At 46.5% G+C, this 11055-nt stretch carries 14 protein-coding genes; 8 read left to right on the forward strand and 6 right to left on the reverse strand.

The genetic code is table 11. The features are described 5' to 3' along the window. Positions 1-60: 60 nt before the first annotated feature. The 5 genes from QUA33_RS26245 to psbH form a co-directional block, all read right to left on the reverse strand. Positions 61-225: a hypothetical protein gene (locus tag QUA33_RS26245; protein ID WP_333152460.1), complete on the reverse strand. Its 165-nt coding sequence runs from the start codon at positions 223-225 to the stop codon at positions 61-63. 122 nt (positions 226-347) lie between these two features. After that, on the reverse strand, positions 348-614 hold the full coding sequence (locus tag QUA33_RS26250; protein ID WP_333138881.1) for a DUF3146 family protein: 267 nt from the start codon (positions 612-614) through the stop codon (positions 348-350). After that, positions 611-1273, reverse strand: a complete 663-nt coding sequence (pth, locus tag QUA33_RS26255) for an aminoacyl-tRNA hydrolase (protein ID WP_333152462.1) — start codon at positions 1271-1273, stop codon at positions 611-613. Before pth ends, QUA33_RS26250 begins: the two co-directional genes overlap by 4 nt. 369 nt (positions 1274-1642) lie before the next feature. Continuing rightward, on the reverse strand, positions 1643-1903 hold the full coding sequence (locus tag QUA33_RS26260; RefSeq protein WP_333152463.1) for a TatA/E family twin arginine-targeting protein translocase: 261 nt from the start codon (positions 1901-1903) through the stop codon (positions 1643-1645). Positions 1904-2054: 151 nt separating this feature from the next. Beyond that, positions 2055-2258 (reverse strand): photosystem II reaction center phosphoprotein PsbH, encoded by a 204-nt coding sequence (gene psbH / locus QUA33_RS26265; protein WP_015176007.1) that lies wholly within the window; start codon positions 2256-2258, stop codon positions 2055-2057. 213 nt (positions 2259-2471) lie between these two features. Between psbH and psbN the strand changes: the two genes are divergently transcribed. The 7 genes from psbN (at position 2472) to QUA33_RS26300 (ending at position 9343) form a co-directional block, all read left to right on the forward strand. Further along, a complete protein-coding gene (psbN, locus tag QUA33_RS26270) occupies positions 2472-2603 on the forward strand; it encodes a photosystem II reaction center protein PsbN (protein ID WP_006633693.1) in 132 nt (43 codons plus the stop codon). A gap of 250 nt (positions 2604-2853) precedes the next feature. Next, positions 2854-3954 (forward strand): chorismate synthase, encoded by a 1101-nt coding sequence (gene aroC, locus QUA33_RS26275; RefSeq protein WP_190659307.1) that lies wholly within the window; start codon positions 2854-2856, stop codon positions 3952-3954. Position 3955: 1 nt separating this feature from the next. Then, entirely contained in the window at positions 3956-4867 is a 912-nt protein-coding gene (locus QUA33_RS26280) for an MBL fold metallo-hydrolase (RefSeq protein WP_333152466.1), read from the forward strand. Between the two features lie 633 nt (positions 4868-5500). Then, a complete protein-coding gene (locus QUA33_RS26285; RefSeq protein ID WP_333071074.1) occupies positions 5501-6424 on the forward strand; it encodes a hypothetical protein in 924 nt (307 codons plus the stop codon). A gap of 826 nt (positions 6425-7250) precedes the next feature. Continuing rightward, positions 7251-7883: a class II aldolase/adducin family protein gene (locus QUA33_RS26290; protein ID WP_333096245.1), complete on the forward strand. Its 633-nt coding sequence runs from the start codon at positions 7251-7253 to the stop codon at positions 7881-7883. A 262-nt stretch (positions 7884-8145) separates the two neighbouring features. Beyond that, positions 8146-8700, forward strand: coding sequence for an Npun_F5560 family protein (locus QUA33_RS26295; RefSeq protein WP_333078699.1), 555 nt, complete (start codon positions 8146-8148; stop codon positions 8698-8700). Continuing rightward, positions 8693-9343 carry a hypothetical protein gene (locus QUA33_RS26300; protein WP_333152468.1) on the forward strand — a complete coding sequence of 217 codons (651 nt, stop codon included), beginning with the start codon at positions 8693-8695 and terminating at the stop codon, positions 9341-9343. The genes QUA33_RS26295 and QUA33_RS26300 overlap by 8 nt, the downstream gene beginning before the upstream one ends. Positions 9344-9387: 44 nt before the next feature. On the opposite strand, the gene QUA33_RS26305 is transcribed toward QUA33_RS26300, so the two are convergent. Continuing rightward, positions 9388-9732 (reverse strand): STAS domain-containing protein, encoded by a 345-nt coding sequence (locus tag QUA33_RS26305; protein WP_333078701.1) that lies wholly within the window; start codon positions 9730-9732, stop codon positions 9388-9390. A gap of 346 nt (positions 9733-10078) precedes the next feature. Between QUA33_RS26305 and QUA33_RS26310 the strand changes: the two genes are divergently transcribed. Then, positions 10079-10702, forward strand: a complete 624-nt coding sequence (locus tag QUA33_RS26310; protein ID WP_333152470.1) for a DedA family protein — start codon at positions 10079-10081, stop codon at positions 10700-10702. Positions 10703-11055: the final 353 nt, after the last annotated feature.

The raw sequence follows: 11055 nt of genomic DNA on the forward strand, positions 1-11055 counted from the left end.
AGAAATAAGTTTATTGGCTCGCGTTCTGGGACTACTTAGCTCAGATACTCCAACCAGCGGTTATTGAGCAGTTACTTTGAGAGGTCTAGCAGATTGGTGTTTTTCTCCTGTTTGTGCTAGATACAGAGCATAGCCCATGATGTCATGTACATCTTCGGGAAATTCTTTAAGATCGTTCAGAGAACTTCCGATCCATACAATAGTTTTGAGTGAGAGGTTTCTCATGTTTCCAGTATTTTATGAATAATTTTTTTCTCATTGACGGATTCCTGTTGTTTACGACTACACTTCTATTATGCTAGATTTAGCATAAAGTGTCAAGAGTTATTGCCAAATAAATATCAATATTAAAACTGAGCCCGAACCGTAAACGAATAATCCCCACCAGGTTCAAGCTGATAATCCCATTTTTCCAGGAAGCGGTGCAGGGGTTCCTGAATCAATGCCCTACCCTGAGAAGGCTCAAGGATCAGTGTTTTTTCTGACGTGAAACGCCACTGAAACTGCCACTCAAAATTGCCGGCACTTACTTCACCCTCAATCGTGCCTTTTTGCCAAGATTGGCCAGTAACTCGAACATATGCTGTTGTTTCAGGCAAACGTCTCGAACTCACCTTTTTGTTTCCGCGTTTGTTTCTGCAATTGTGCGACTATTGTAAAGGCTCATGGCTTTTTCTACTCCTTGGTGCAGACTTAGTTCCACAGCTTCTACAACCAGTTTAAGCACTTTCTCTACTAACTGACTTTCCTCTGAAGAAAACTTTCCTAACACGAAGGAAATCGTATCTTTCTCATTTTTAGCAGCATCGTTTTGAGGTTTGCCGATGCCAATCCGCAAGCGGGGAAATTTGTCTGTGCCCAAGTGAGAAATTGTCGATTTCATGCCGTTGTGTCCGCCGGCCGAACCGGCAAGCCGCATTCTCAATTTCCCGATCGGCAAATCCATATCATCGTATACTATTAATACCGACTCCGCAGGTATTTTGTACCAATCCGCCGCCGCCCGAATCGCTTGACCCGACAGATTCATGTAAGTAAGCGGTTTCAGCAAGCGGATTTTCTGTCCCCGCGGCCGGTTTCCCTCGCCAAATATGCCTTGAAATTTGCGATTTTCCGACAGAGAAATCTGCCAAGATTTAGCCAAGGCATCGACAGCATTAAAGCCGATGTTGTGTCGGGTGCGATCGTATTTAGGTTCGGGATTTCCCAACCCAACTATTAGCTGGGGAATCACTAACTCCGCTGGTGTTTCCGACTTCTGGGTGTTGTTCATCAGAAAATTGGGTAGAAACCTCGTCCTTTTAGGACGGCTTTATATTACAATATAATTGGTCAACGACCCACCCGAGACGATGGATCAAACAGCCTATACGAGCGAAGTTCAGCCCGAGGTGCTGGCGGCGAAGCAAAATCGGTAGACACAGGAATTGAGGATAGGGCAATGGTAAACATCCCTAGAATCAAAACGAAGAAGAATTCCGTTTGGTATTCGATACGTAAAAACCGCTTTCTCTTGCGGGGTTAGTCTGTGGAGCGAACATAAGACCAAATCTCTTTTAGGGTGGAGGCAGTTGCGAAGAAGCAGAAATTCAAATCGTGAGGTTTGGGAATCCCCGTCCGCGACGGTCGGGGTGGATGTCAATTAACTGTCTGTGCTATCTTCCTTGGGAGTAGCCGCCGCGAGTTTTTCAGTTGCCGGTTTGCTGCTAGTTGCTACTGCTTCTTCTAACTGCTTAGCTTCCCGCGTGAACTCCGACTCAAAATCCCGCGAAGCGTCTTGAAAGCCCCGAATTGCCTTTCCCATACTCCGACCGATTTCAGGTAATTTTTTCGGACCAAATACCAATAGGGCGATCGTAAAAATAACTGCCATTTCGGGCAAACCAATGCCAAAAATATTCATGGTTGTTCTCCAGCAATTTGTTTAGTTACTTCTTGTTTATTTATGGCAAAAGTAATCGGAAAGGGTAAGGAAAAACGGGAAAACTTAGCTTTTACCCTTTCTCCTCAACCCTCAGCTTTTACTTTTAGCCTTACTGTTTTGCGATCAATTTTTAGCGGCCGAGACTCGACCAATCCATATCCACACTCTCCAGAATCAGCGAAGAGTTGTAGATTTGCAAAATAATCAACAAGAACACGAAAAACAGTCCAATGAAAACGCTCATCAACAGCGTGGTGCCCCAACCCGGAGCGACCTTGCCGTACTCTGAGTTAAGGGGTTTGAGTATATCTCCTAACCAAGTCCGTTGTGCCATAAGTCACCTACAATGAATCTCTACAGAAAAGTTTGACATATTTCTACCGCTAATTGCGATCGCAATTTCTCAGAAATGCGGCATGGGGGACTGGGAGAAGGGGGAATGGGGGTTGGGGACAATACCGTATTGCGCCTAAAATCACTAGACTTTCAGATGGATTGTTATTTTTTGTAATATTATAGAGTGGATCACTCATAATCGATCAAAAATATGGAACCTGCAGCAGTTCTTGGCATTTCACTGGGCGTGTGTCTGGTGGCAATCACCGGATTCTCGATCTACACCGCTTTCGGTCCCCCTTCTAAGGAATTGAGAGATCCTTTTGAAGAACACGAAGACTAAAGAAGAAGGAAGTTCGGTAACGAGCAATGTATCGGATGTAACGGAGGTCAGGAAGAAGGAAGATTTTTTCCCTCTCCCCATCTCCCTCTCTCCCTCTCCTTCGGGCTCGGATATATTTTTATAGCAGTAAAAAAGTGATGGTGTGAGGCGATCGCCGGTCGCCTACTCGTCAAATGGTATATTTTTCATAAATACAGTAAATCTCTATTCCATTTAAGCTAAAAATTATTAGGTGTCAGGCTAAAGCATCATGGGGAACACATTTGGGCATTTATTTCGGATATCGACATTTGGGGAATCTCACGGCGGCGGTGTCGGAGTAGTAATTGACGGTTGCCCTCCCTTGGTGTCGATCGACGCATCGGAAATTCAAGCCGAACTCGATCGCCGTCGCCCTGGCCAAAGCAAAATTACTACGCCCCGCAAAGAAGCAGATACCTGCGAAATTCTGTCGGGGGTGTTTGAAGGCAAAACTTTGGGAACGCCGATCGCAATTTTAGTCCGCAATCAAGATACTCGCCCCCAAGATTACGGCGAAATGGCGACAACTTACCGCCCTTCTCACGCTGACGCTACCTACGATGCTAAGTACGGAATTCGTAACTGGCAAGGCGGAGGTCGATCGTCCGCGAGGGAGACAATAGGTAGAGTAGCAGCAGGGGCGATCGCAAAAAAAATTCTCAAACAAGCAGCAGGAGTCGAAATAGTCGGCTACGTCAAACGCATCAAAGACTTAGAATGTGTCGCCGACCCGGACACTGTTACCTTAGAACAAGTAGAAAGCAACATCGTCCGCTGTCCAGATGCCGAATGTGCCGAAAGAATGATTGAACTGATCGAAAAAGTTCGCGACAGTGGAGATTCGATCGGCGGTGTAGTCGAATGCGTCGCCCGCAACGTACCCAAAGGCCTAGGAATGCCCGTATTCGACAAACTCGAAGCCGACTTGGCCAAAGCCATCATGTCCTTGCCCGCCAGCAAAGGCTTTGAAATTGGTTCCGGGTTTGCCGGGACTCTGCTCAAGGGCAGCGAACATAATGATGAATACTATACTGATGATAAGGGTGTAATTCGTACAGTGACGAATCGCTCTGGCGGAATTCAGGGTGGGATTGCTAACGGCGAAAATATCATTTTGCGGGCGGCATTCAAGCCAACTGCAACAATTCGCCAGCAGCAGCGCACCGTTACCCGAGAAGGCGAAGAAACGCTGCTGGCTGCCAAGGGACGGCATGACCCTTGCGTTTTGCCAAGAGCTGTGCCAATGGTGGAAGCGATGGTAGCTTTAGTGTTGTGCGACCATCTGCTGCGCCATCACGGACAATGTGGAACCTTAAAGCCTGAATTTTAAAATGGAAATCAGCTTGTCCTCTGTAGCGGCAACTCCCCTTGATTGCCCTCAACCCTCCGAATCAATAAAAGGTATAGATGATTTTGTAGTACAGTTTTGGGGCGTGCGGGGCAGTGTTCCGACACCCGGACAGGAAACTGTTCGCTACGGCGGCAATACTTCTTGTTTGGAAATGCGAGTCGGTGGAAAACGCTTGATTTTTGACGGCGGAACTGGCTTGCGGATGCTGGGAGACCAGTTGCTGCAAGAAATGCCCGTGCAAGCTTATATGTTTTTTACTCACTATCACTGGGATCACATTCAAGGGTTCCCGCTGTTCGCCCCAGCTTTCATCCGCGGCAATAGCTTTGATATTTACGGGGCGACTCCGCCGGATGGAGATTGCATGAAAAGGCACTTCGTCGAACGGGTGCTGCACTCGAATTCGCCGGTGCCGCTGATGGGTTTGCAGGCAGATTTGAATTTCTACGAACTCAATCACAACCAGACGATGATGCTGGACGATATTGAGATTAGGACTGGTTCTCTGAATCACCCTAATACTGCTATGGGATATAGGGTGACTTGGCAGGGAAGATCGGCTGTTTACTGTTCGGATACGGAACATTTTCCCGATCGCCTTGATGAGAATATTTATAATTTGGCCCTCGACGCTGACGTGCTGATTTACGACGCGATGTACACAGACGAGGAATATCACAACCCCAAGTCTCCGAAGGTGGGTTGGGGACACTCGACTTGGCAGGAAGCTGTGAAAATCGCTAAGGAAGCCCGAGTGAAACGAGTGGTGATTTTTCACCACGATCCGGCTCACACTGACGATTTTCTCGATCGCATCGCCGAAGATGTGCAAATCGCTTTTCCGAAGGCTGTGATGGCCCGCGAGGGTCTGATTTTGCCGATCGGCTTCTAAACCTTCGCCCTTGTGATCTCGATCGAACCATCAACCGATCGAACCATAATTGTTATGTGAATATGTGGAGCTGGGCGCGAGACCAGCTCCACAATTTTTTTAATACGCAGCAAACTCTTAACTGCATGGTATAATTCTTGCTTGTTAAGTTTTAAGGCAGAGTATTTAAGGTTTTTTTTATTCTTCAACCGCGTCCGCAAGACGCCAAGACGTAAGATAATTGGAGAATTGCCAAGGGTGAAAAGGAGACTGTTTTGAATGTCAACAAACACGGGGAGGCGAGGCGATCGCACGCCTGAGTGCTAGTCTGATGCCAGTAGACTTCCAGAAGCCTTGTTACAGATTAATTATTAAGGACAAAAACTGAAGTTATAGCTCGGCTCAAATAAAAGCGCGATCGGTTTTTTCGGATCATGAATATTGACAACTCTCAAAAGCTAATAGCTTTTAGGTAGAAGCAGAGAAAATTTTCAGCAGTCAATTTGACTAACCAGAAAGAAACGATGGCTCTTGGGTTTGGCAGGAGCTGCGGCAAGTGAATGTTATGACTTGACTATCAAAATGGGAAATTTACGTTTTAGATCTTCAGCACATCAATACAGATGGATTGCCTTAGGCAGTTTTGCTGTAATTATGGGTATTTCAGGCGCCCTGGCCTACCGCCTCGCCCCGCCCCCCGGATTCATGGCTCAAGGCACTCTCACTTCTAATAATCCGCCAGTCAAATTCTCGAGTACGGGCACGACAATTCTCAAGCAAGGAGAGCAACTCACCCCAGAGGTTCTGCTGGCAGATAATGTTGTCAAAGCAGTGGCAGATGCAGTTAAGCTGTCGCCCCAGCAAGTTCGACAAAATGCTAGTGTCAAGATTTCTAAGCCGGAACAACCCCTAGAGATTGTTGTTGGGTATCGCTCGCTCGATCAGGAGCAAGCAATCCAAACGGTGGATATGTTGATGAAGGGCATGGTGGAAAAAAGCCGCCTGATTAACAGATATCGGTGGCAATCAGTCAATCAGTCGCTCAATCAACGCTTGGCACAAGTTACTCAAGACCTGAAACAAGCTCAGCAAAAACTCGACCAATACGAAAGAGAACGCGCTCGCCTGTTGCAGCAAATGAAGCTTCAGCAAGACTTTTACAACAAAACTCAGCTTGCAATGGCGGATACGCAAGCTTCGGAAAAGGAAATGGTCAGCAGTTTGGCCGCCGCTACAGTGCCACAAATTGTGGCGACGCCCACGAGCGATCCGACAGTGCCTCTGATTTTGGGAATTGGCCTGCTGTTGGCAATTTTGGTCAGCCGGGGTTTGATTCCTTCGGTGGCGGATTGGAAATACAAGGCAGCTTTTCAGCGAGAAGAAAGCGAAAGGCTCCAAAGTGCTTTGTACCGACTGATCAAAGAAGGCCGCGGCGAAATAACTCTGGTGCGGTTTGCGATGGAAACGCGGCTGTCACCGGATGTCGCTCAGCGTTTTTTGAACCAACAAGCTGAAGTCTTTAATGCCAATTGCGAAATTAAAGACGACGGCAGTATCTTGTATCACTTCCACATTTAAAGGGCTACGAGCGATCGCACTCCACAGAAGACTTTAGCCGATCGAGGTATCACTCCTCGATCGGCTTGTTTTTTTCTTAATAAGACTTATATCAGGTTCCGTCGATCGACTATCCCGCTCTAGGTGGGCACGGGTTTACGGGAGCTATAACTTATACTACAACTACAGATTGTGGTAAGCCCGCCGACGCGAGCTGGCGTTGCGGTGATTTTACCCGACCTGATATTACGCTCAACCCGGTTTCTTAACTTTTAGGATGCCCCGGAGCTAAAAAATGCTCGATCGACAGAGGTGTTGACTAACGTAGAGCACCCGAAGATTGGGCCAGTTCGTTCCAGACTGGCTAAAAAATATTTTTGTTTTCCGCTTGCTTTTTGCTTCATTATATGTACAATGATAAAAATCAGTAAATGTACGGTTGCTTTTTACAGGAGTTACCGAATTAAGGGTACTTTCTCCTTAAATATTTATTAAGGTAGAGTTCAACTCAGTAGAAATGCTGTAGCATAGAACAATAACTGATTCAGGGATGTTATGTAGTTTCACATCAGAAACTTGAGATCGGGCAATAGCCTGGAATCAAACTCCCCTAAAAAAATTGTACGTTTTCATATTGAACTTTTGTAATCACCTAGAGGCTAAATCATGATTTTAGGAATAATTGGTTCTTCTTTCGTAGCTTACTTTTTGCTAATGTCGATCGCTAATTACGGCGACACTGGAATGTAGATTACTTAAGGCACTTATGCACCGAGACATAAGGCAGCCGGCAAAAAAAGCTGTTTGACAACTTCTTGAGAACTTCGATTAAGTCTCAGCTTGGGCCATGTCTGTCGTGTCAGCTCGGACAAAAAAATGGATGGATGAAGGAGTCGTTAAGTACCGCTGTGACTGGGAAGAAGCAGACCCTGTAGCTGGCAGGAACATAGCAGATTTGATGGACTGGCGCGATCGGCTCCACGCTTGGGGATTGATTGGCGTCTACGAAAATGGCATAGGGTTTGGCAACGTCAGCGTCAGACTCGGCAATTCTTGCCAATTCGTAATTTCTGGAACCCAGACTGCACACTTGAGGACTCTGGGACCAGAATTCTACTGTACTGTTACCGAATTTAATTTAGAACAAAATTTCCTCGGCTGCCGGGGTCCCGTACAAGCTTCGTCGGAGTCCCTGACTCACGGGGCGCTGTACCTTCAGAGAGAGGATGTGGGAGGGATAATTCACGTCCATAATCCAAAGCTATGGCAGCAACTGCTGTTTAAGATTCCTACTACTAGAAAAGAAATACCTTACGGCACTCCTCAGATGGCTTCAGAAATGTTTAGACTTTTTGAGGAGGAGAATTTGGCAGAGCGCAAAATTCTGGCGATGGCCGGTCACGAGGACGGCATTATCTGTTTTGGCAGAACCGTGGACGAAGCTGGCAAAGTGCTTTCGGCTGTGATTGGTTACACATGATCTCTTGCACTATTCTTAGAAAAAGCTAAGAAACCTGGTTTATTGACAAAAAACCTAGGATTTTACCTGTGTCTGTGGCAAAAAACTAAGGTAATGACGTGGATGCCTGATTTGAGTTAGACTGAGCTTTACCCTTGACATCGGGCCGCTGGCTCGATTTAGCCTAATGGGTTCAAAACTTTTGAAGTGCCTCTTGCCTCTGCGGTAAGGGAAAGATATTTTTAAATAGAAACACATTATATAACAAAAGCTGAGAGTCATCGTGAATCAAACTAAACTTGTAAGCTCAAAAGAATTGCAATCAGAGGTATCTCGTCTCACCGAAGAGCTGCAAATGCGCGACCAATTGGTGCAGCAGTTGTCTCAAGAACTTTTCAGGCTGGTGAAGGGCAATTCTAATTTTGTGCCGGCGCCGGAAGTTTCCGATCGCCACCAAGCTCAAATGCAGGCAATGCGGGAACAACTCCAAGCTGTTGAAGAACAGGTGGGTTTTTATCAAGAACAAATTGCAGAGCGAGATGCTGAGGTTTACCAACTGCGGCAGTCCGTGCAAGAATTGACGGATCGCTCTCGGATGCTGGAACAGGTAGTGCAGGAATTGCCGGGGGTTTACCGCCAGAAGTTTGCCGAACGGATCGAGCCGATTAAGGAAAAGTTGGATCAACTTCAAAAGGAAAACCGCCAGTTGCACACTGAGTTGCAAAGCGTAACTTACCGTCTAGCTGTGCGGAACCGCAAGGCTAAGGGCTTGGATCTGCCGAGTGTCGATGCTGAGGACGATCGGGGAATTCAAATGCCGAGCTTTGGCAATGTCTAAGGTTTTGATTGTGGCGGGTGGTGAGCAAAGTCTGACCGCAAGTCTCAAGGCAGCTATCGCTCAATCTCATCCTTTAACTGAAGTCAATATCTGTGGGGTTTCTGAACTCCATTCTGGCGCGATCGCTCCGGGTGGGGCGATCGTTTGTCCTTTGACGCTGGATGTGCCAGAAAATCTGGTTTTTCCGGCTCAAGATGTGTTTCGATTTTGTGGCAATGTTTCGGCGGCGCGCGATCGAGTGTCCCAGGAGTTACTTTTTCCCGTCGGAGGTGGCAATTTTTGGCTGCCTGTGGTGTTGACGGCAAAGGGGCCACTGTATGCTGAGGCGATCGGTGGGGAACCTGACAAGCAGTCTGGCGAGTTGAGTTACTCTCAACCGGTGCATTTGTCGGACGTTTGGCGGCAGCAGTTGTATGAGTTGGCTTACCGCTTGCTGAATCTTTTAAATGCGCCCCCGGCGACTTATTTGATGCAGTTTGGGTTTGTAGGGGAAAGGATTTGTTTCGATCGACTTTGGCCTTTTCCGGCTGCACCTGCGATCGCTTCTGTCGGCCTTCAAGTGCCTGATTTATTTGTTTGTCATTGGTATTGCTTGACAAATCAACCTATTTATGATATGGGAATTAGCTCTACGCTTGCTTGAAGTCTCTTGCAAACTTGAGATTTAAACTGGGGATCTCATTTTAATCAAGCAACTAAAGCCGGAGTTTCAGGGGAGACTATTTGGTCGAAACTGTCGAAGATTTCAAAGAGTTGGTCTAATTGAGTAATTTCAAAAATTAGCTTGACTGTGGCTGAGAGGTTGCAGATGACGAGGCGACATCCCCGGTGGCGGGCGGCGTTGAGTCCACCGACTAAGGCGCAGATCCCGGAACTGTCGATGAAATCTACCGCGCCCATGTCTATTACCCAGAGTTTGTGGCGATCGGGCACAATCTCGGCTAGCTGTTGCTGGAGGAGGCTGCCTGCTTGGGAGTCGAGGCAGTTGTGAGGTTGAAGCACGATGGGTGGGTTGAAGTTGGGAAATTCCATAGCAGTTATCCTACGATCGTAAAGTATGAATAAGTGAGTTTATTTGCTGACTCTCTTGAAAAACTCATGGGATTTCAGCGTATGTTTTAGGAGGCGCGATCGGGCTAGGGAATCGGTGGGGAGAGCCGTTGTGATAAATTTAGTAGGAAACTAGGTAGCGATCGCGCCGAACGCAACCGCAACAATTCTCTATTAATCTAGTATGCCTGAAAGGCTAATTTTTAGTTAGGCCAGCGATCGCGACAACAGTGTGTTCTTCATCACAGCGAAAGATTGCACTATTGGCTGAATCGAGCCAATATATAAATGTATTGAGCTTTGCAAAAGTTTACGAAGGCAGTATCGAATGTCTTTTGAGTTTTTATCGTTAGAGACTATTCAGCAATTCGCGCGTGATTACGGCTACTGGGCAGTATTTCTGGGAATTTTGCTGGAAAATCTGGGAGTTCCTCTTCCAGGCGAGACTATTACGATTGCTGGCGGGTTTTTAGCTGGCAGCGGGGAACTGAATTACTGGTTTGTACTCGGCAGTGCGATCGCTGGTGCTACTTTGGGCGGAAATTTTGGTTATGCGATCGGCAGGTATGGCGGCTGGCCACTGCTGCTGAAGCTGGGAAAATTTTTCCGCTTTCGAGAAGAACAACTGTTTGACTTAAAAGAACAGTTTAGCAAAAATGCAGCTAAAGCCGTATTTTTGGGCCGTTTCATCGCACTGCTGCGAATTTTTGCTAGCCCCCTAGCAGGTATTGCAGAAATGCCTTTTTGGAAATTTTCGCTGTTCAATGTTCTGGGTGCTGCCAGTTGGGCATCTGTAATGGTAAGTTTATCCTACTTCTTGGGACAAGTTGTGTCTTTAGAGAAATTGGTAGCTTGGGCTGCTCAATTTGCGGTATTTGCTTTGCTGTTAGCAGTTGCTTGGATTGCAATTCCTATTTGGTTGGAGGCGCGAACTTTGGACAAGACTAAGTAAGATTGGTGGTTAGACTTTTTGCAAGAGTTCTGGATTTTCTGTTTTTAACCGCAGATGAACGCAAATGAACGCAGATATTATCTATTTTTGCAAAAAGTCTAAGGATTGGCGATCGCCTATTAATAAGTCAGGACTTCTGTCCTCAAAATTATCAAGTTGGTAGCGATAACTTCTGCCCGTAAAACAATCAATTTGGTAGTGAGGACTTCTGTACTGAATAGGGAAAATATTAGTGAATAAAGACTAAACTCCTTTCTCCCACAAGTGAGGTGTCTGACGGGAGCATCCCACTTTGGCAATCAGTATAAATACTCAGACAATTGTCTGGCTAAGTTGATGGCATAATAGAAAGC

The organism is Microcoleus sp. Pol14D4 (genome assembly GCF_036701245.1).
Taxonomy (GTDB): domain Bacteria; phylum Cyanobacteriota; class Cyanobacteriia; order Cyanobacteriales; family Microcoleaceae; genus Microcoleus.

Bases quoted from the DNA above. Each gene is read 5' to 3' on its own strand.
- QUA33_RS26245 (WP_333152460.1), bottom strand. From the start codon at position 225: ATGAGAAACCTCTCACTCAAAACTATTGTATGGATCGGAAGTTCTCTG.
- pth (WP_333152462.1), bottom strand. From the start codon at position 1,273: ATGAACAACACCCAGAAGTCGGAAACACCAGCGGAGTTAGTGATTCCC.
- QUA33_RS26260 (WP_333152463.1), bottom strand. From the start codon at position 1,903: ATGAATATTTTTGGCATTGGTTTGCCCGAAATGGCAGTTATTTTTACG.
- psbH (WP_015176007.1), bottom strand. From the start codon at position 2,258: ATGGCACAACGGACTTGGTTAGGAGATATACTCAAACCCCTTAACTCA.
- psbN (WP_006633693.1), top strand. From the start codon at position 2,472: ATGGAACCTGCAGCAGTTCTTGGCATTTCACTGGGCGTGTGTCTGGTG.
- aroC (WP_190659307.1), top strand. From the start codon at position 2,854: ATGGGGAACACATTTGGGCATTTATTTCGGATATCGACATTTGGGGAA.
- QUA33_RS26280 (WP_333152466.1), top strand. From the start codon at position 3,956: ATGGAAATCAGCTTGTCCTCTGTAGCGGCAACTCCCCTTGATTGCCCT.
- QUA33_RS26285 (WP_333071074.1), top strand. From the start codon at position 5,501: ATGGGTATTTCAGGCGCCCTGGCCTACCGCCTCGCCCCGCCCCCCGGA.
- QUA33_RS26290 (WP_333096245.1), top strand. From the start codon at position 7,251: ATGTCTGTCGTGTCAGCTCGGACAAAAAAATGGATGGATGAAGGAGTC.
- QUA33_RS26300 (WP_333152468.1), top strand. From the start codon at position 8,693: ATGTCTAAGGTTTTGATTGTGGCGGGTGGTGAGCAAAGTCTGACCGCA.
- QUA33_RS26305 (WP_333078701.1), bottom strand. From the start codon at position 9,732: ATGGAATTTCCCAACTTCAACCCACCCATCGTGCTTCAACCTCACAAC.
- QUA33_RS26310 (WP_333152470.1), top strand. From the start codon at position 10,079: ATGTCTTTTGAGTTTTTATCGTTAGAGACTATTCAGCAATTCGCGCGT.